General features: G+C 55.9%; 25 protein-coding genes and 1 pseudogene. All 26 read left to right on the forward strand.

The annotated features are described in order from the left end of the window. Window positions 1-93 precede the first annotated feature (93 nt). The 26 genes and pseudogenes from LY85_RS10050 to LY85_RS10170 all read left to right on the forward strand — a co-directional run bounded on the left by LY85_RS10050 (window position 94) and on the right by LY85_RS10170 (window position 19,209). Entirely contained in the window at window positions 94-381 is a 288-nt protein-coding gene (locus tag LY85_RS10050; RefSeq protein WP_141826530.1) for a VRR-NUC domain-containing protein, read from the forward strand. After that, a pseudogene (locus LY85_RS10055) lies at window positions 378-1,747 on the forward strand (DEAD/DEAH box helicase). The gene LY85_RS10050 and the pseudogene LY85_RS10055 overlap by 4 nt, the downstream one beginning before the upstream one ends. A 58-nt stretch (window positions 1,748-1,805) precedes the next feature. Next, complete coding sequence (locus LY85_RS10060) at window positions 1,806-2,000, forward strand: hypothetical protein (RefSeq protein ID WP_141826531.1); 195 nt, start codon at window positions 1,806-1,808, stop codon at window positions 1,998-2,000. Beyond that, window positions 1,990-2,424: a hypothetical protein gene (locus LY85_RS10065; RefSeq protein WP_141826532.1), complete on the forward strand. Its 435-nt coding sequence runs from the start codon at window positions 1,990-1,992 to the stop codon at window positions 2,422-2,424. Before LY85_RS10060 ends, LY85_RS10065 begins: the two co-directional genes overlap by 11 nt. Before the next feature lie 109 nt (window positions 2,425-2,533). Next, complete coding sequence (locus LY85_RS10070) at window positions 2,534-2,896, forward strand: HNH endonuclease signature motif containing protein (RefSeq protein WP_141828046.1); 363 nt, start codon at window positions 2,534-2,536, stop codon at window positions 2,894-2,896. A gap of 141 nt (window positions 2,897-3,037) precedes the next feature. Then, window positions 3,038-3,589, forward strand: a complete 552-nt coding sequence (locus LY85_RS10075) for a P27 family phage terminase small subunit (RefSeq protein WP_141826533.1) — start codon at window positions 3,038-3,040, stop codon at window positions 3,587-3,589. 1 nt (window position 3,590) lies between these two features. Then, a complete protein-coding gene (locus LY85_RS10080; RefSeq protein ID WP_185741184.1) occupies window positions 3,591-4,916 on the forward strand; it encodes a DNA methyltransferase in 1,326 nt (441 codons plus the stop codon). Between the two features lie 2 nt (window positions 4,917-4,918). After that, a complete protein-coding gene (locus LY85_RS10085; RefSeq protein WP_141826535.1) occupies window positions 4,919-6,163 on the forward strand; it encodes a site-specific DNA-methyltransferase in 1,245 nt (414 codons plus the stop codon). A gap of 249 nt (window positions 6,164-6,412) precedes the next feature. Next, window positions 6,413-6,697, forward strand: a complete 285-nt coding sequence (locus tag LY85_RS10090; protein WP_141826536.1) for a hypothetical protein — start codon at window positions 6,413-6,415, stop codon at window positions 6,695-6,697. Then, the gene (locus LY85_RS10095) at window positions 6,688-7,449 is read left to right on the forward strand and encodes a virulence protein (protein WP_141826537.1); all 762 of its coding nucleotides are present in this window, start codon (window positions 6,688-6,690) and stop codon (window positions 7,447-7,449) included. Before LY85_RS10090 ends, LY85_RS10095 begins: the two co-directional genes overlap by 10 nt. Next, the gene (locus LY85_RS10100; RefSeq protein WP_141826538.1) at window positions 7,439-7,675 is read left to right on the forward strand and encodes a DUF4314 domain-containing protein; all 237 of its coding nucleotides are present in this window, start codon (window positions 7,439-7,441) and stop codon (window positions 7,673-7,675) included. The genes LY85_RS10095 and LY85_RS10100 overlap by 11 nt, the downstream gene beginning before the upstream one ends. Further along, entirely contained in the window at window positions 7,668-7,853 is a 186-nt protein-coding gene (locus LY85_RS10105; RefSeq protein WP_141828048.1) for a DUF5049 domain-containing protein, read from the forward strand. The genes LY85_RS10100 and LY85_RS10105 overlap by 8 nt, the downstream gene beginning before the upstream one ends. 146 nt (window positions 7,854-7,999) lie before the next feature. Beyond that, window positions 8,000-8,179 (forward strand): hypothetical protein, encoded by a 180-nt coding sequence (locus tag LY85_RS10110; protein ID WP_141826539.1) that lies wholly within the window; start codon window positions 8,000-8,002, stop codon window positions 8,177-8,179. Between the two features lie 114 nt (window positions 8,180-8,293). Beyond that, window positions 8,294-9,895 (forward strand): terminase TerL endonuclease subunit, encoded by a 1,602-nt coding sequence (locus tag LY85_RS10115; RefSeq protein ID WP_185741185.1) that lies wholly within the window; start codon window positions 8,294-8,296, stop codon window positions 9,893-9,895. Window positions 9,896-9,910: 15 nt separating this feature from the next. Further along, a complete protein-coding gene (locus tag LY85_RS10120; protein ID WP_141826541.1) occupies window positions 9,911-11,224 on the forward strand; it encodes a phage portal protein in 1,314 nt (437 codons plus the stop codon). Further along, window positions 11,184-11,945: a head maturation protease, ClpP-related gene (locus tag LY85_RS10125; RefSeq protein WP_141826542.1), complete on the forward strand. Its 762-nt coding sequence runs from the start codon at window positions 11,184-11,186 to the stop codon at window positions 11,943-11,945. Before LY85_RS10120 ends, LY85_RS10125 begins: the two co-directional genes overlap by 41 nt. Before the next feature lie 15 nt (window positions 11,946-11,960). Further along, on the forward strand, window positions 11,961-13,148 hold the full coding sequence (locus LY85_RS10130) for a phage major capsid protein (RefSeq protein WP_141826543.1): 1,188 nt from the start codon (window positions 11,961-11,963) through the stop codon (window positions 13,146-13,148). A gap of 21 nt (window positions 13,149-13,169) precedes the next feature. Then, entirely contained in the window at window positions 13,170-13,481 is a 312-nt protein-coding gene (locus tag LY85_RS10135; protein WP_141826544.1) for a head-tail connector protein, read from the forward strand. Window positions 13,482-13,483: 2 nt separating this feature from the next. After that, window positions 13,484-13,819 (forward strand): head-tail adaptor protein, encoded by a 336-nt coding sequence (locus LY85_RS10140; protein WP_141826545.1) that lies wholly within the window; start codon window positions 13,484-13,486, stop codon window positions 13,817-13,819. A gap of 1 nt (window position 13,820) precedes the next feature. Next, complete coding sequence (locus tag LY85_RS10145; RefSeq protein WP_141826546.1) at window positions 13,821-14,255, forward strand: HK97-gp10 family putative phage morphogenesis protein; 435 nt, start codon at window positions 13,821-13,823, stop codon at window positions 14,253-14,255. Further along, window positions 14,252-14,590 carry a hypothetical protein gene (locus tag LY85_RS10150; protein WP_141826547.1) on the forward strand — a complete coding sequence of 113 codons (339 nt, stop codon included), beginning with the start codon at window positions 14,252-14,254 and terminating at the stop codon, window positions 14,588-14,590. Before LY85_RS10145 ends, LY85_RS10150 begins: the two co-directional genes overlap by 4 nt. Window positions 14,591-14,593: 3 nt before the next feature. Continuing rightward, complete coding sequence (locus LY85_RS10155) at window positions 14,594-15,193, forward strand: major tail protein (protein ID WP_141826548.1); 600 nt, start codon at window positions 14,594-14,596, stop codon at window positions 15,191-15,193. Window positions 15,194-15,206: 13 nt separating this feature from the next. Next, on the forward strand, window positions 15,207-15,596 hold the full coding sequence (locus LY85_RS10160) for a hypothetical protein (protein ID WP_141826549.1): 390 nt from the start codon (window positions 15,207-15,209) through the stop codon (window positions 15,594-15,596). 26 nt (window positions 15,597-15,622) lie between these two features. Next, on the forward strand, window positions 15,623-15,784 hold the full coding sequence (locus LY85_RS19290) for a hypothetical protein (protein WP_185741310.1): 162 nt from the start codon (window positions 15,623-15,625) through the stop codon (window positions 15,782-15,784). 17 nt (window positions 15,785-15,801) lie between these two features. Then, complete coding sequence (locus LY85_RS10165; protein WP_141826550.1) at window positions 15,802-18,237, forward strand: phage tail protein; 2,436 nt, start codon at window positions 15,802-15,804, stop codon at window positions 18,235-18,237. A 117-nt stretch (window positions 18,238-18,354) separates the two neighbouring features. Next, window positions 18,355-19,209, forward strand: coding sequence for a phage tail family protein (locus LY85_RS10170; RefSeq protein WP_243122526.1), 855 nt, complete (start codon window positions 18,355-18,357; stop codon window positions 19,207-19,209). Window position 19,210 lies beyond the last annotated feature (1 nt).

Consider the following 19,210-nt stretch of genomic DNA (forward strand, 5'->3'; position numbering starts at 1 on the left):
TTAGGAAGAAAAAAATAGACCTAAGAAAAGTTTTAGATATGACATGCGTCGAGGTTAACCCACTTTCAAAAACTTCTGATGGGGTAAGCAATTATGAAAGAAAAAGCAATAGAGAAAAAGCTGGTACAGGCGGTGAAAGCTGCTGGCGGCATCGCGCCGAAGCTCGTGTCTCCCGGTTTCGATGGAATGCCCGACCGTATCGTGCTTTTACCGGACGGTCACATCGGCTTTGTGGAGGTCAAGGCTCCCGGAGAAAAGCCGCGTCCGTTACAGTTATCAAGACATGGACTGCTTCGGCGGCTCGGCTTTACGGTGTATGTCCTTGACGATGAGAGGCAGATAGAACAAATAATCACAGAGATTGGAGGTGATGCCGAATGAAGTTCATACCGCATGAGTATCAGAGATATGCTATCGAGTATATCGAGAGCCATCCCATTTCTGCCGTACTGCTGGATATGGGCCTCGGTTGAGTAAGACGAGCATTGCACTGACAGCACTAAACAATCTGCTGTTTGACAGCTTCGAGGTGCATCGCATTCTGGTCATCGCCCCGCTGCGAGTGGCACGGGACACATGGCCTGCTGAGGCAGATAAGTGGGATCATCTGCAGAACATCATCTGCTCCGTGGCGGTCGGCACCGAAGCGGAACGACGTGCGGCGTTGAGGAAGCCCGCCGATATTTACATCATCAACCGCGAAAACGTCCAGTGGCTCATCGAGGACAGCAAGCTGCCATTCAACTTTGACACCGTTGTGGTTGACGAGCTGTCGTCTTTCAAGAATTATCAGGCAAAGCGCTTCCGGGCACTGATGAAGGTTCGCCCACACGTCCGCCGCATCATTGGGCTGACCGGCACTCCCATCAGCAACGGGCTGATGGATTTGTGGGCGGAGTTTCGACTGCTGGACACGGGCGCACGTCTCGGACGCTTTATCAGCCGTTACCGCCTTGAATACTTTCAGCCGGACAAGCGCAATGGGCAGGTCGTCTTTAGCTATAAGCCTCTGCCCGGAGTGGAGCAGCGGATTTATGACAAAATCTCCGACATCACCATCTCCATGCGCTCCACCGACCTTCTGCAAATGCCGGAGCTGGTCAGCAGCGAATACACTGTCCGGCTTTCCGACGAGGAGCGTAAACGGTACGACGGTTTGAAGCAAGACCTCGTCCTGCAGCTTCCGGACGGAGACATCACCGCCGCCAATGCCGCCGCTCTCACCGGCAAGCTCTGTCAGATGGCGAATGGCGCTATTTACACCGATGACGGCGGTACCGTGAATCTTCACGACCGGAAGCTGGACGCGCTGGAGGACATCATCGAAGCCGCCGGCGGAAAACCGCTGCTGGTGGCGTACTGGTTCAAGCACGATCTTGCCCGCATTACCGAGCGGCTGCAAAAGCTCCACATCCCGTTCTCCAAGCTGGACAGTGCCGAGAGCATCAAGCGGTGGAACAACAGCGAACTGCCTGTGGCGCTCATTCATCCCGCCTCCGCCGGTCACGGGCTCAACCTTCAAAGCGGCGGGTCCTGCATTGTCTGGTTTGGGCTGACATGGTCGCTGGAGCTTTACCAGCAGACCAACGCTCGTCTCTGGCGGCAGGGGCAAAACGCCGAAACGGTAGTGGTGCAGCACATCATTGCCAAAGGTACGATCGACGATCGGATTCTGAAGGTGCTCTCCAAGAAGGACAGCACCCAAGCGGCTCTGATCGATGCAGTCAAGGCCGATTTGAAAATCTGAGACAATTTATGACAATCCGTGCCAATCCGAGAATCACAAAATATCGGAGGTACAGATTATGAATCCATATGAAGAACTGGCAAACGCCATCGTGCTGCAGGCAGTCAAGGATTACCGGCTGCATGATGATGAGCGTGAGCTCACCAGCATCGAACGCTTCTTCCGTTCCGGCTGGTTTAGCACGCTGACCAGCATCAATCCCGAAATGCTGATTTCCAAGCTGAGAAAGGAGAAGGTGCGCTATGACTGCTAAAACCTATCTTTCTCAGGCACGTTATCTGGATATGCGTATCAAGTCAAAGCTTCAGCAGATTGATTCACTGAACGAGCTGGCAACAACCTGTACATCAGTGTTGACGGGCATGCCCCGCAATCCCAGCGCCTCTGTCTCTCGCATGGCAGATGCGGTCTGTAAGATTGTTGATCTGCAAGCGGACATCAACCACGACATTGACATGCTGGTCGACCTTAAAAAAGAAATCATGGGCGTCATCAAAGCGGTAGTAAATCCGGAGTACCAAACGCTTTTGGAGAAGCGTTACCTCTGCTTTCTCGCTTGGGAGAAGATTGCGGTGGACATGGGCTACGACCTGCGTTATATTCATAAGCTCCATACACGGGCGCTGGAGGACTGCAAAATCCCTGCCCTTTCCGAAGTGGACACAAAAAGACACTGAAAGACACCTGCCGCTTATGATAGTATTATAATCAGGAAAACAGAATCAAGAGAGCCTTGTGGGAGCAATCCCGCAGGGCTTTTCTTTTACCCGCAAGGAAGTGAATTACATGCCCTACAAACCAAAACGTCCCTGCGCCTATCCCGGCTGCGGTCGGCTCGCCATAAGCGGGCAATACTGCGTCGAGCATCAGAAGCAGACGGACTCTCATTACAATCACTTCCAACGTGAGCCGGAGACGAACAAACGCTACGGCCGCACGTGGAAGCGGATCCGCGACCGTTTCATCAAGGCACACCCTCTCTGTGAGGCATGCAAGAAATCCGGGCGGCTGACACCAGCCGAGGAAGTTCATCACATTCTCCCGCTCAGTCAGGGCGGCACCAATGATGTGCATAACCTGATGGCGCTTTGCAAGGCATGTCACTCGCGCATTACGCTGGAAGCAAACAAAAATAACCGCGAGTCGTAAGCCGGTGGGGTATCAAAATCTCTAAAGCGGCTTCAAGCGGACAGCGGCGCGGGGCTTCCTGTTGAAAAACGCGGTTTCAAACGGGGTAATAGGCACAAAAGAACGCTGCGGCATTCTTAACGCAAGAGCGAGGTGATATTTTTGGCGAAGGACGGAACCAACAGAGGCGGCGCTCGTGTCGGCGCGGGCGCAAAAAAGAAGCCGTTAGCCGACAAAATCGCTGCCGGCAATCCCGGCGGCAGAACACTGACGGTCATGGAGTTTTCCGGCGCTGCCGACCTTCAGGGTCAGGCGATGCCGGAGCCAAACAAAATGCTCGAAGCAGTCCAAAAGGACGGAAAAACGCTGGTCGCCGGTGAGATTTACAAAAACACATGGACATGGCTGAACGAACGCGGCTGCGCGGCGCTGGTTTCTCCGCAGCTTCTGGAACGCTACGCCATGAGCGTTGCCCGCTGGATTCAGTGTGAGGAAGCGGTCACCACCTACGGCTTTCTGGCAAAGCACCCGACTACGGGCAATGCGATTCAAAGCCCGTATGTGGCGATGGGTCAGAATTACATGAATCAGACCAACCGGCTGTGGTACGAGATTTTTCAAATCGTCAAGGAAAACTGCACCGGTGAGTACAGCGGCGCAAACCCGCAGGATGACGTAATGGAGCGCTTGCTCAATGCAAGGAGGGGCAAATGACGTGGATATACGAAGCCTAAAGCTGTCGGAGGTGAATCCGGCAAAATACAATCCGCGCAAGGAGCTGCGTCCCGGCGATGCGGAGTTTGAGAAGCTCAAGCGTTCCATCGAGAGCTTCGGCTATGTGGAGCTGATCGTCGTCAACGAGGCGACGGGCTTCACGGTCATTTCCGGTCATCAGCGGCTCTCCGTTTTGAAAGCACTCGGCTATGAGAGCGCGGAGTGCGTGGTGGTGAGCTTGGATGCCACCCGTGAAAAGGCACTCAACATCGCCATGAATAAAATTTCCGGCGAGTGGGATACGAAAAAGCTCGAAAACCTGCTCTCGGATTTGAAAGCGGAGGACTTCGACGTCACGCTGACCGGTTTCGATACCAGCGAGATTGGGCTCATGCTCGGTGTTGATGATGAAATCGTGCAGGATATTGTGCCGGAGGTCAATACAGATGAGCCAACGGTATGCGAGTCCGGCGACATTTGGCAGCTCGGACGGCATCGGCTGCTCTGCGGCAGCAGCACCGATAAAAGCAATGTTGCCAGACTGATGGACGGGCAGAAAAGCAAGCTGCTCTTTACATCGCCGCCGTACAGTGATATGCGAACCTACAACGGCGATAAGGAGCTGTCGGTCGAGAGCATTGCGCAGTTTCTCCCTTGCTATGAACCGTTCGCCGCGCTGCAAGCTGTCAATCTCGGAATCCAGCGCAAGGACGGCGAGGTTTATCCCTATTGGAATACTTACATCGACACGGCGAAGCAAGCCGGTCTAAAGCTGCTGGCGTGGAATGTGTGGGATAAGCTCACCTGCGGCAGCGTCGGACAGCAAAGCGCGATGATACCCATCCGGCATGAATGGATATTCTGCTTTGGCAAAGAGCCGGTGGTAGTGAATCCGACGTGGCGCAAGAAGGAAGCCAGCATTTACTCCGGCGGGCGCTACAACAAAATCCGTCAGGCGGACGGCTCCTTTCGGATTGCGCGGCGCGGCAATGAAACCGGCGCATTCAAGAAGATGGAAAGCTTGCTGGAGCTGCCGGAGCAGACCAGCCTTGAGTCGGTCACGAAGCAGCTCAGTGAAAAAGGCAAGATTCGCGCCGAGCACCCCGCCACTTTCCCCGTGGCACTGCCGTCGGAATACATTGTCGCTTTTACCGATGAAAATGACGTTGTGGTCGAACCCTTTGGCGGCGCGGGCACGACGCTCATCGCCTGTGAGCAGCTTGACCGCACCTGTTACATCATGGAGCTGGACGCGCACTACTGCGATGTCATGATCAAGCGCTGGGAAAATTTCACCGGCAAAACCGCCGTGAAGCAGGAGGACTGATTATGGATGTACGAAAAATACCCGTGGAGCAGCTCATTCCCGCCGATTACAATCCCCGTAAGGATTTGAAACCCGGCGATCCCGAATATGACAAGCTGAAGCGCTCCATCGAACAATTCGGCTATGTCGAGCCACTCATCTGGAATAAGACCACAGGCAGAATTGTCGGTGGTCACCAGCGTCTAAAGGTGCTCATCGATATGGGCATTCCAGAAGTAGACTGCGTGGTGGTAGAGCTACCGGAGGAAAAGGAAAAAGCACTCAACATCGCCCTCAACAAGATTTCCGGCGAGTGGGATAAGGACAAGCTGGCACTGCTCATCGCGGATTTGCAGGGTACTGATTTTGACGTTTCGCTGACCGGCTTCGACCCCGCAGAGCTGGACGATCTGTTCAAGGATAAGGTCAAGGACAAAATCCACGATGATGATTTCGATGTGGAGGCAGCGCTCAAGGAGCCGGTCATCACCAAGCTCGGCGATGCCTGGACGCTGGGGCGGCACCGGCTGGTCTGCGGCGACAGCACCCAATCGGATACTTTCGAGCTGCTGATGGCCGGCGCAAAAGCAAATCTCGTCATTACGGACCCGCCATACAACGTCAACTACGAGGGCAGTGCCGGAAAAATCAAAAATGACCATATGGCAAACGACGCATTTTACAGATTCCTGCTGGTGGCATTCCAGAACATCGAAGCAGTTATGGCGGACGATGCCAGTATCTATATTTTTCATTCCGACACCGAGGGGCTGAATTTCAGGAGAGCCTTTGCGGATGCCGGTTTCTTTTTGTCCGGCTGCTGCATCTGGAAAAAGCAGTCACTGGTGCTGGGGCGCTCGCCCTATCAGTGGCAGCACGAGCCGGTGCTGTTTGGCTGGAAGAAAAAAGGCAAGCACCAGTGGTATACCGGACGCAAGGAAACGACCATCTGGGAGTTCGACAAGCCCAAGAAGAACGGCGACCATCCGACCATGAAGCCAATCCCGCTGCTGGCATACCCGATTATGAATTCCAGCATGAGCAATACGCTGGTGCTTGACCCCTTCGGCGGCTCTGGCAGTACTCTCATCGCCTGTGAGCAAAGCGACCGCTCCTGCTACACCATTGAGCTTGACGAAAAGTTTTGTGACGTGATCGTGAAACGCTACATCGAGCAGGTCGGTTCGGCGGACAAGGTTTCCGTACAGCGCGACGGGCTGACGTATGCCTATGCGGAGATGGTTGCCCGTGAGAATAGCAATTCTTGATTTTGAGGTGCAAGCGACACCGCTCTCCAAAGCTCGTCTGCACGAACTATGCGCTGGCGCATTATTTGAAGCTGCAGGAATACGACTCCTAGTATTTCTCTCCAAGGCATAATACCCACACTTCCCGCAGGTACAGCTTTCGGCGGTTTGTGCATACCGGAGAATGTCGTTTTTCTCTCACAGAAAGCTTGCTATTTCAGGCGTTTAGAGTGATATATGTACCTACCAAATTGAAAGGTGGTACATGAAATGCACGACAATGACTTGAAAAAAGCGCTCGACGACTTCCTCCAGCAGCGCATCGACGACTGCGGAGCACGCGACAATGAGGGCTTGCAGGAAGCCTATCAGAAGTTTAAACGCTGCACCGAAAAACTGAAAAGCTCACTGACCCCGGAGCAGCGTCAGGCGTACCTCGAATGGGAAAACGCCTACTCTCTGGTGGACGGCGAGACGATGAACTGCTACTACCGTGCCGGGTTTTCCGACGCGGTATTGTTTTTCATGGGATGGAGGGACGGAGAATGGAAATGAAGTACAACGTCACGGGCAGCGACCGCAAGCGGCTGGTCACGGCAATCGCGGAATTTATGGAATGCGCGGCAACGTACAAGGGCGCTCCGACCTTCGCCTATGAGGTGGGCTGCTTTACCATCGACAAAAATGGCACCGTCTGCTTTGACGACCGCAATCCGCAACGCGCGGGGAGCGCCGACAGCGAGAAAATTGAAAAGCTCATCCAGCGGCTGCATGAACTGGGCTTTGAAGCGGAAACCGAGGAAGCCGTCGATTCCCTTGTTCTTTCCTACCCGCGGGAGGACATCACCGACGCGGCACTTGAAAACCTGCGTCTGCTGGTGGCAAGCAAGGAGACACTCATCAAAAAGGCGCTGGCGGTCGATGCTCTGCCGATTGAGGTGGACGATGAGAAGGTCAGCTTCCCGTGGTTTGACGGCTTTCCGACACCGGAGGAAATCAGCGCCTACACACACTTTACGAGCAAGCTTATCAGTATGGCGAAAACGCAGAAGCGCGTAATCGCCAAGGAAAAGGAAACCGAGAACGACAAATACGCATTCCGCTGCTTTCTGCTCCGGCTCGGCTTCATCGGTGACGAGTACAAAGCGGCTCGGAAAATCCTGCTGAAGAATCTCACCGGCAGCGGCGCGTTCAAAAGCGGCAATTCCAAGGCGCAGAAGTACATCGAAAAGATTGAAACGAACGCTGACCTTTACGACGATGTGATGAGCCTGCAGGACAAGGAGGAAACTGAAAATGAGCAATAATTTTCCGCCCAGAGAAATTGTGGAGCGTATCCGCAGGCAGTATCCGGTCGGCAGCCGTGTGGAGCTTGTCAAAATGGACGACCCGCAGGCGCCTCCGGTCGGCACAAAGGGCACCGTGCGCGGCGTGGACGACATCGGCAGCGTGATGGTCGCATGGGACAACGGGAGTGGCCTTTCGGTTGCCTATGGCGCGGACGTCTGCAGGGTGGTGAGCGATGATGAGTGAAACAGTCAAGAAGCAAATTCTTGCCGTGCGTGACACCGGACGCACGAATATGTTTGATATCCATGCAGTTCAGCGCATTGCGTATGACATGGAGTTCTATGAACTGGTGACCTATCTGGAAGATCATCGCCGCGAATATGCACACTTCATCCTCACCGGAGAGGAACAACGGCTGTAACCTACACAATTTTAGTGGCGACAAGGGGCTTCATATTCGTGGGGTTTACAGCAGGACATATCGCGTAATGGACTTGCTATTCTGTGCTTTTAGAGCGAATATGTACCTGCCGAAAGGAAATTACAAATTTACAGGAGGACACGACCATGACAGAGAAGCAGCTCAAGCAGGCCAAGAGCCAGCTGCCGCAGGGCGAGAAATTCGACAGAGCCTACCGCGCCTTTGAAGGCGGCATTCGCTTAATTTCCAAGAAAGCCGACGGAACGGAAACCCGCTACAAGGTCGTTTTCGACGCTGACGACAACGTCCGCATCGAGAAATTTTAAACCACCGAAAAAAACAGCCGAGGTCAGCCCTTCAGGGGCTGTATCTCGCACAGATAAATTTTGAAGGACTGCCGATGGCGGTCTATTTTTATGCCCGGAAGGAGGCGGCGGCTCTTGCGCAAGCTGAAAAAATACAAGCAAACGCGCTTTAAGGCGCAGGATTCAACCTATGACAAGGCAGCCGCCGACTACGCTGTGGCATTTATCGAAGCGCTCTGCCACACCAAAGGGACATGGGCGGGAAAGCCCTTCGAGCTGATTGACTGGCAGGAGCAGATTGTGCGGGATATTTTCGGCACACTCAAGCCCAACGGCTACCGGCAGTTCAACACTGCCTATGTGGAAATTCCCAAAAAGATGGGCAAGTCCGAGCTTGCGGCGGCAATCGCGCTGCTTCTCACCTGCGGGGATGGCGAGGAACGCGCCGAGGTATACGGCTGTGCCGCTGACCGCAATCAGGCCTCCATTGTTTTCAACGTTGCTGCGGATATGGTGCGAATGTGTCCGGCGCTTGCCAAGCGGGTGAAAATACTGGACGCGACCAAGCGGCTCATCTATCAGCCCACCGGGAGCATCTATCAAGTACTCTCCGCCGATGTCGGAAACAAGCACGGGTTTAATACCCACGGCGTGGTGTTTGACGAGCTGCACACCCAGCCCAATCGAAAGCTCTATGACGTGATGACCAAAGGCAGCGGTGATGCCAGAATGCAGCCGCTGTATTTTCTCATCACCACCGCCGGCGATAATCAGAACAGCATTTGCTGGGAGGTGCATCAGAAGGCGCTCGATATTATTGATGGCAGAAAACACGATCCGACCTTCTATCCTGTCATTTACGGCGCGGCGCAGGAGGACGATTGGACGGACCCGAAGGTATGGCGGAAAGCAAATCCGTCGCTTGGCATCACCGTCGGCATGGATAAAGTCAAGGCGGCATTTGAATCGGCAAGGCAGAATCCCGCCGAGGAGAACAGTTTCCGACAGCTGCGTCTCAATCAATGGGTCAAACAGTCGGTGCGCTGGATGCCGATGGACAAGTGGGATGCCTGCGCGTTTCCGGTAAACGAAAAAGCGCTGGAAGGCCGCGTCTGCTACGGCGGGCTTGACCTTTCGTCCTCAACCGACATTACGGCTTTTGTTCTGGTTTTCCCGCCGCTGGATGAAGAGGATAAATACAGCGTTCTCCCGTACTTCTGGATACCGGAGGACAACATCGAGCTGCGCGTGAAGCGTGATCATGTGAATTATGACCTCTGGCAGAGGCAGGGCTTTCTTCAAACCACCGAGGGCAATGTCGTGCATTACGGGTACATCGAGAAATTCATCGAGCAGCTTGGAGAAAAATACAACATCCGCGAGATTGCTTTCGACCGATGGGGCGCTGTGCAAATGGTGCAGAACCTTGAGGGCATGGGCTTTACGGTCGTTCCATTCGGACAGGGCTTTAAGGATATGAGTCCGCCCACCAAGGAGCTGATGAAGCTGACATTGGAAGAAAAAATCGCCCACGGCGGGCATCCGATCCTGCGCTGGATGATGGATAACATCTTTATCCGAACAGACCCCGCCGGAAATATCAAGGCGGACAAGGAGAAGTCCACAGAAAAGATTGACGGCGCGGTCGCCACCATTATGGCACTGGATCGGGCGATTCGGTGCGGCAACGATACGGGCGAGAGCGTTTACGACAAGCGCGGCTTGCTCATTTGGTAAGGAGGCACACAGCCTATGGGCATACTACAAAGCATTTTTAAAGCCCGCGACAAGCCACAGAAATCTTCCGCTAAAAACCTCGGCGGCAGCAGTTTTTTGTGGGGCGGCACGACATCGGGCAAGGTCGTCAATGAAAGAACCGCCATGCAGATGACGGCGGTTTACTCCTGCGTCCGCATTCTATCAGAAGCAATCGCGGGTCTGCCGCTGTTCGTTTACAGGTACAGCGCGGACGGCAGCAAGGAGAAATATCTTGACCATCCGCTGTGGCGGGTCTTGCACGACGAACCGAATCCTGAAATGACCTCGTTTGTCTTTCGGGAAACCATGATGAACCATCTGCTGCTGACGGGTAACGCCTATGCGCAGATTATCCGAAACGCGCGCGGCGAGGTCGTGGCGCTCTACCCGCTCATGCCGGACAGAGTCACGGTGGACAGGGATTCGCAGGGGCGACTGTACTACCGTTATTACAAATGCAGCGACGAAGCGCCGGAGGTCGGAAAGGCAAAGCAAGCAGATATTGTATTCGCGCCGACGGACATTCTCCATGTGCTGGGGCTTGGGTACGACGGGCTGGTGGGCTATTCACCGATTGCGATGGCGAAAAACGCCGTGGGCTTGGCAATGGCGGCGGAGGAATACGGCGCGAAATTTTTCGCCAACGGCGCGGCGCCCTCCGGTGTTCTGGAGCACCCCGGCACCATCAAAGACCCGGAGCGCATCCGGCAAAGCTGGCAGTCCACCTTCGGCGGCAGCTCCAACAGCAACAAAATCGCCGTGCTGGAGGAAGGGCTCAAGTACACGCCCATCGCCATTTCTCCCGAACAGGCGCAGTTTTTGGAAACACGCAAGTTCCAAATCAATGAAATCGCTCGAATTTTCAGGGTGCCGCCGCATATGCTGGCAGACCTTGAGAAATCGAGCTTTTCCAATATTGAGCAGCAGTCGCTGGAGTTTGTGAAATACACGCTGGACCCGTGGGTGATTCGCTGGGAGCAGGCGATGAACAAATCGCTTCTGCTCGACAGCGAAAAGTGCGCGGTGTTTACAAAATTCAATGTGGACGGTCTGCTCCGCGGCGACTACGCCAGTCGCATGACAGGCTACGCGACGGCAAGGCAGAACGGCTGGATGTCGGCAAATGACATTCGAGAGCTGGAAAACCTCGACCGAATCCCTGCCGAACTCGGCGGCGACCTGTATCTCATCAACGGCGCGATGACCAAGCTTGAAGACGCCGGCGCGTTTGCAAATACAACTTCAGCAGAAACGGAGGAACCCTCAGATGGACAAAACAAAACGAAGTCCCGTCCGGGCGCGCGATAAAACGCATTTCTGGAACTGGGACAACGACGAAAACACAGACGCTCGCACCCTATACCTCGATGGTACGATTGCGGATGAAAGCTGGTGGGGTGATGAAATCACACCGCGCATGTTTAAGGATGAGCTGATGGCCGGCGACAGCGACATCGTGGTGTGGATTAACTCGCCCGGCGGCGACTGCGTGGCGGCTTCACAAATCTACTCGATGCTCATGGATTACAAAGGAAACGTCACGGTCAAAATCGACGGCATCGCGGCAAGTGCGGCAAGCGTCATCGCGATGGCGGGAACCAAAGTCCTCATGGCGCCCACGGCGCTCATGATGATTCACAATCCGCTGACTGTTGCCATCGGCGACACCGAGGAAATGCAGAAAGCAATCGATATGCTCTCCGAGGTCAAGGAAAGTATCATCAACGCCTACGAAATCAAGACCGGGCAGTCGCGGGCGAAAATCTCGCATCTCATGGACGGCGAAACCTATATGAATGCCAACAAAGCCATCGAGCTGGGCTTTGCGGACGGCATTCTCGAGGACGCGAAACGCGGCCGCACCGAGGATGTCGTTTTTGCTTTTTCCCGCAGGGCGGTTACCAATTCGCTCATAAACAAGCTCATCCCGAAATCCGCTCCGAAAGCGGAAAAGAAGCCGGAGAACGTCCCTAAGGGCGTTTCCATCACCGAGGCCATGCAGAAGCTGCAGGCTCGTAAATACATTTAACGGAGGTATTGGATTATGAAAAAGGTACTTGAACTGCGCGAAAAACGCGCAAAGGCATGGGACGCGGCAAAGGCATTCCTCGACGCACGCGCCAAGGATGGCGTGCTCTCTCCCGAAGACAATGCAACCTACGACAAGATGCTCGCGGATGTGGACGCAATGGCGCGGCAGATTGCCATTGAGGAGGACCGTGTCGCACGGGATGCGGAAATGAACCGTCCCACCAGCGCACCGCTGACCGAAAAGCCCGGCGCGCAAGGCACAAAACCTGCTTCTCCCCGCGCAACTGCCGAATACCGCGCGGATTTTCTCAACATTCTGCGCGGCAGAGCGCCCGTCAACAACGTGCTGAGCACGTCTCCCGATACCGACGGCGGCTATCTGGTGCCGACGGAATTTGAAACCCAGATTGTGACCGGGCTGGAGGAGGCCAACATCATCCGCTCCCTCGCCAAGACCATCAACACCTCGGCGGAGCGTAAAATCCCCATTGCCGCCACCCATTCCACCGCACAGTGGACGGCGGAGAATGCCGCCTACACCGAGAGCGATCCCACATTTGCACAGAAAACCATCGACGCTTTCAAGCTCACCGACCTTGTCAAGGTTTCCGTGGAACTGCTCCAAGACAGTATGTTTGATTTGGAAAGCTACATTGCCCTCGAATTTGCACGCGCCTTCGGCGTTGCGGAAGAAGAAGCCTTCTGCGTCGGCACCGGAACCGGCCAGCCCACGGGCATCTTCACGGAAAATGGCGGCGCGGTGGGCGTGACGGCAAGTTCCCCGACGGCTATCACCGTCGACAATCTCATCGACCTGATTTACGCGCTCAAAAGCCCCTATCGGAGAAACGCGGTGTTTCTCATGAAGGACATCACCGTATCCGCCCTGCGCAAGCTCAAGGACTCCAATGGCGCGTATCTCTGGCAGCCCTCCGTACAGGCAGGCCAGCCGGACCGGCTGCTGGGCTATCCGCTCTACACCAGTCCTTATGTGCCGGCGGCGGAGGCGGGTTCGCTTCCGATTGCGTTCGGTGATTTCTCCAACTACTGGATTGCCGACCGCATGGGGCGCACGGTGCAGAGGCTCAATGAACTCTATGCCGGCAACGGACAGGTGGGCTTCATCGCCGCCGAGCGCGTGGACGGCAAGGTGATTCTTGCCGAGGGCATTCAGCTGCTCAAAATGGCGGCGGGTTCGTAATGAAGGAAGGGGGCGGCGGGAATGGACACCCTGCTTGAAAAGGTCAAAGCCAATCTGATTCTTTCGCATACGGAAGACGACGAGCTCTTGCAGATGTACATCACCGCCGCCGTCCGTTATGCCGAAAGCTATCAGCATATCCCAGAGGGCTATTATGGTGAAAACGAGATGACACCGACCACCGAACAGGCGGTGATCATGCTGGCAAGCCATTTTTATGAAAGCCGCGACGGCTCCACGGGCGGCTTTTTTGCCGACTCCGTTCAGGCGGGCAAGCAGGTCTGGGATACGGTCAATCTCCTGCTTCGGCTTGACCGGGATTGGAAGGTTTGAGTATGTCTTTTGGAAAAATGAACAGCTTCATCGACATTATCTCCAACGCGCCGGTCAAGGATGCGGACGGCTTTGTCACGCAGGGTGACACGGTTCTTGCCTCGGTGCGCGCCTACAAGGAGGACCGCAACGGCTCGGAGCGCTGGGCAAACATGGCGGTGTTTTCCGAAGCGTCCGTGCTGTTCCGCTTTCGTAAAATCCCCGGCGTCGAGGTCAGTCCGTCTCTCTTCATCGTCTGCGAGGAGAAACGGTATCGAATTACCAGCGCGGAGGACGTGCGTGGGCGCGGGATGTATGTGGAGTGCCTGTGCGAGTTGGTGGAAAGGAGCGTGAACTGATTTGGCTCGGGCTGAAATGAAAATGCCGGAGGACTTTCTCCTGAAGGTTTCCCGGCTGAATGAAAAAACAGACGAAATCCTGCCCCGTGTGCTGGAAGCCGGCGGGCAGGTGGTGCTGGAGCGCGTGAAATCCAACCTTTCCGCCGTCATCGGCAAAGGCACAAAAATTCCAAGCCGCTCCACCGGCGAACTGGTCGGCGCTCTGGGGCTTTCGGCCGCCAAACCCAAACGGGACAGCTCAGGCTGGGACATCAAGGTCGGCTTTGCCGAGCCGCGCTCCGATGGGGATTCCAACGCGAAAATCGCCAATATTCTCGAATACGGCAAGCACGGACAGCCGCCCAAGCCCTTTCTCAAACCGGCGAAAACCCAGAGTCGCAAGGCCTGCGTCGAAACGATGAAATCAAAGCTGGACGAGGAGGTGCGGCGGATATGAGCGTGCTTTCGGAACTCAATACGCTTCTGACGCCCATTCTCCCGGTGGAGACGGGCGCTTTTTCCGGCGTTCCGCCCGACGAATATCTGGTGCTGACGCCGCTGACGGATGATTTTGCCCTGTTCGGAGACAACGCGCCGCTGATGGATGTGTCCGAGGTGCGGATTTCGCTCTTTTCCAAAAGCAATTACCTTCAGCGCAAGCGGCAGATTACACAGGCGCTTTTGAACGCCGGTTTCACCGTCACCGGGCGCACCTATGTCGGGCATGAGGACGATACCGGCTATCACCACTACGCGATTGACATTTCAAAATCCTATGAAACGGAGGAATAAATTATGGCGACCATCGGGCTGGATAAGCTCTATTACGCAAAAATCACCGAAGCCGAGGACGGTGAGGAAACCTATGATACGCCCGTCATCCTCGCGAAGGCCATCTCGGCGGAACTGTCCGTGGAGCTTGCCGAAGCGACGCTTTACGCGGACGACGGCGCGTCGGAGGTGGTCAAGGACTTCAAGTCCGGCAAGCTGACGCTGGGTGTGGACGATATCGGCATCACTGCCGCGCAGGATCTCACAGGCGCGGCGGCGGACGACAACGGCGTGCTCATTTCCGCCGGCGAAAACATCGCCCCGCCGGTGGCAATCGGCTTCCGCGCTCTGCGGGCAAACGGCAAGTACCGGTACTTCTGGCTCTACCGCGTTATTTTCGGCATCCCTGCGACTAACCTGCAGACAAAGGGCGACTCCATCACCTTTTCCACGCCGAGCATCGAGGGCACGGTCATGCGCCGCAACAAGCAGGACACCAAGGGAACGCATCCGTGGAAGGCGGAGGTTTCCGAGGGTGCCGCGGGCGTTACATCCGAAACCATCACCGGCTGGTTCGGGCAGGTGTACGAGCCGACCTACACCGAAGCACCGGCCGGCGAATAAGGAGGGCTGACGCATGGAAAACGAACGAACCGCCGTAATCAAAATCGGTGGAAAAGACTATGAGCTGATTCTCACCACCCGCGCCACTAAGGAAATTGCCAGACGCTACGGCGGGCTGGAGAACCTCGGCGAAAAGCTGATGAAGTCCGAAAACTTTGAGATGGCGCTGGATGAGATCGTCTGGCTGATTACCCTGCTGGCAAATCAGTCCATCCTGATCCACAACCTGAAAAACAAGGATAACCCGCAGGAACTGCTCACCGAGGAGGACGTGGAACTGCTGACCTCGCCGCTGGATCTGGCGGCGTACAAAAACGCCATCACAGAAGCGATGTTCAAGGGAACAGCGCGGAATGTGGAAAGCGAGGAGGAAACCTCCTCAAAAAACGCGGAAGTCGGGTAAACACGGAAGAACTGTTTACCCGGCTTTTGTATTACGGAACGGTGCAGATGGGCATGGGCGCGGAGGAATTCTGGCTGATGCCCATCGGCCTGTTTCTGGATTTATGGGCCTGTCACAAGCAGTTTCTCGGCATGGAAAAGCCGAAACAGACCTTTTCCATTGACGATATCATCCCGCCGGGGATTTGAAGGGAGGTGAGCGGCAAATGGCGGATAATTTTGGCCTAAAAATCGGTGTGGAGGGCGAAAAGGAGTTCAAAAAGGCGCTCTCGGACATCAATCAGTCTTTCAAGGTGCTCGGCTCTGAAATGACGCTGGTCACCAGCCAGTTTGACAAGCAGGACAAATCCGTGCAGGCGGTCGCCGCCCGGAACGAAGTCCTCAATAAGCAGATCGACGCGCAGAAGGCAAAAATCGAAACCCTGCGCGCCGCCTTGAAAAATGCCTCCGATTCCTTCGGCGAAAACGACCGCCGCACCCAGAACTGGCAGATTCAAATAAACAAGGCGCAGGCGGAACTGAACGGCATGGAGCGCGAGCTTTCGCAGTCCACAGAAGGCGCGGACAATTTGGGGGACGAACTGAAGGAAAGCGGCGACGAAGCGGAGAAGTCCGGTTCCAAGTTTGAAAAGCTGGGCGGCGTTTTAAAGGGCGTCGGCGTGGCGATGGGCGCGGTCGTGGTCGCCGCCGGTGCCGCCGCCATTAAACTTGGCAAAGAAGTCGTCGCCGCTTACGCCGATTACGAGCAGCTGGTGGGCGGCGTGGACACGCTGTTCAAAGATTCCAGCGCGGCCGTCCAGAGCTATGCCGCCAACGCTTTTAAGACCGCCGGAATGTCCGCCAACGAGTACATGGAAACGGTCACCAGCTTTTCGGCCAGCCTCATTCAGTCCCTCGGCGGCGACACCGCCAAGGCGGCAAAGGCGGCAAAGGCGGCGGACACGGCGATTACCGATATGGCGGACAACGCCAACAAAATGGGCACAAGCATTTCCTCCATTCAAGACGCCTATCAGGGCTTTGCCAAGCAGAACTACACCATGCTTGACAACCTGAAACTCGGCTACGGCGGCACAAAAACCGAGATGGAGCGCCTGCTTGCCGACGCCGAAAAGCTGTCCGGGCAGAAATACGACATCAGCAATTTAAACGATGTGTACGCGGCAATCCATGTCATTCAGACGGAAATGGGCATTACGGGCACGACGGCAAAGGAAGCGACCGAAACCATCAGCGGCTCCATCGCCGGGATGCAGTCGGCCATCGGAAACCTGACGGCGGGGCTGGGCGACGCGGACGCGGATATTCAGCTGCTGATCGGCAACGTAGTGGAAGCGTTTCAGAATGTGGTCAAAAACATCACGCCGGTGATTGAGAACATCGTCGCCGCCCTGCCCGCCGCTCTGGACGGGATTCTGCAGGCGATGGGAGAACTGCTCCCCACGCTGCTGTCCACGGTGGTCAGCCTGTTCACGCAGGTGCTTGACACGCTTCTGACGCTTCTGCCTCAGTTAATTCCGGCGGCCGTTGACGCGGTCATGACCATCGTTTCCGCCCTCATTGACAGTCTGCCGCTCCTCATCGACGCGGCGGTGCAGCTGGTGACGGCACTGGTGGAGGGCATCGGAAATGCGCTCCCACAGCTGATACCCGCAGCGGTAAACGCCGTCACCACCATTGTGCAGGGGCTGATTGATAATCTCCCCATGCTGCTGGAAGCAGCGCTGCAGCTCATCCTCGGTCTGGCACAGGGCCTGCTCGACGCCATCCCACAACTGGTGGCGGCACTCCCCGCCATCATCACCGCGCTGGTGAATTTTCTGGTCGGCTCGATACCGCAGATTGTGCAGGCAGGGATTCTTCTGCTGACTGCCCTTGTGCAGGCTCTGCCGCAGATTATTGAAGCGGTGACGGCGGCGATTCCTCAGATTGTGGACGGCCTTGTAAACGCGCTGGTTCTCTCCATCCCCCTCATTGTGGAAGCAGGCGTCAAGCTCCTTATCGCACTGATTCAGAACCTGCCGCTCATCATCACAACGGTGGTTTCCGCCATCCCGCAGATTGTCGCTGCGCTGTCGAGCGCCTTCTCCGGGAACACCGGAAAAATCATCACAGCGGGCGTGAAGCTGCTGGTGTCGCTGATTGCCAATCTGCCATCCATCATCGTGGAAGTCGTCAAAGCGGTGCCGCAGATCGTGGCGGGCCTTGTCCGGGCCTTCACTGGGTACATCGGGCAGATGGCGCAGGTGGGTGGCAACCTCATCAAGGGCTTGTGGCAGGGCATTTCAGATGCGGGTACGTGGCTGTGGAATAAAATCAGCGGCTTCTTCGGCGGCATCGTGGACCGCATCAAGGACTTCTTCGGTATTCATTCACCCTCGACCCTGTTCGCCGGTCTTGGCCGGAACATGGGCGAAGGCATCGGCGTAGGCTTCGAGGACGCGATGGCTTCTGTGTCGCGCGAAATGCAGAACGCCATCCCCACCAGCTTCTCCGTGAGTACCGTATCGTCCGGGCGGGCGGTTTCCGCCGGCACAAGCATTACCCAAAACATCTCGGTGGTCAGCCCCAAGGCGCTGTCCGAAAAGGAGCTTGCCAGGGAATTTAAGAACCTCTCGCGCAAGCTGGCGCTGGAGTTTTAAGAGGAGGAAAAAATAGCTGTCGGAGCACAGCTCCTCCTGCGGCAAGCCGCACCGCTATTTTCAAGAGTTTGTGCCTGACGCCACAAACTCCGAGCATCTGATGGAGGAAATGAAATAATGATGGAACTGACCTATACCAATGAATCGGGAGAGAAACTGACGCTGCGGCAGGCAAAGCCGTTTTTCCTGACGAAGCTCGACGGCGCGGGGATCGTCCGCCAGACCGTCAATACCTTCCAAGCGCCCCAGCAGGACGGCGCTTTTTTCATCTCCTCCGCGCTGGATATGCGCAACATCACGCTGGAAGGCACGATTGCGGCAGGAACGCCAAACAAAGCCTACGAGTACCGCAGACAGTTTTTGAAGATCTTCACGCCCAAGCAAACCGGCACGCTGACCTACCGGAACCGGCAGATTGCCTGCGTGGTGGAGGAAGCCGGGTTCACCGCCTCGGGAAGGGAGCGCGCGCCGGGCTTTTTCGTCAGCCTGCTGTGTCCCTCGCCCTTCTTTGAGGCACTTGCGGAAGTTCGCGCGGAGCTTGCCCGCTGGACGCCGCTCTTTCATTTCGTGCTGGAAATCCCCGACGGCGGCATCGAATTCGGCTCCCGCCAGCCAAGCCAGATTATCACGGTGGAAAATCCCGGGGACGTGTCCTGCGGGTGCCGGATCGTGTTCCGCGCGCTGGGCGAGGTGGAAAACCCCGAATTGATGGACGTTTCTACCGGCGAATATGTCCGTCTGAACACCGTCCTGACCGCTGGTGAGGAAATCCGCGTTTACACCCATTTTGCGGGCAAGCGGGTGGTGCGGGTGCAGAGCGGCGAGGAGGTCAGCGTGTTCAGCCTGCTGGATACCGGCTCGACTTTTCTTCAGCTGTCACCGGGAACAGCCACGCTCCGCTATGACGCGGCGGCGGGCAAGGAACTGCTGGAGGTCAGCCTGTACTACCGTCCGCAGTATTTAGGAGTGTAAT

This window comes from Clostridium sp. KNHs216 (genome assembly GCF_006714885.1).
Taxonomy (GTDB): Bacteria; Bacillota; Clostridia; order Oscillospirales; family Acutalibacteraceae; genus Caproiciproducens.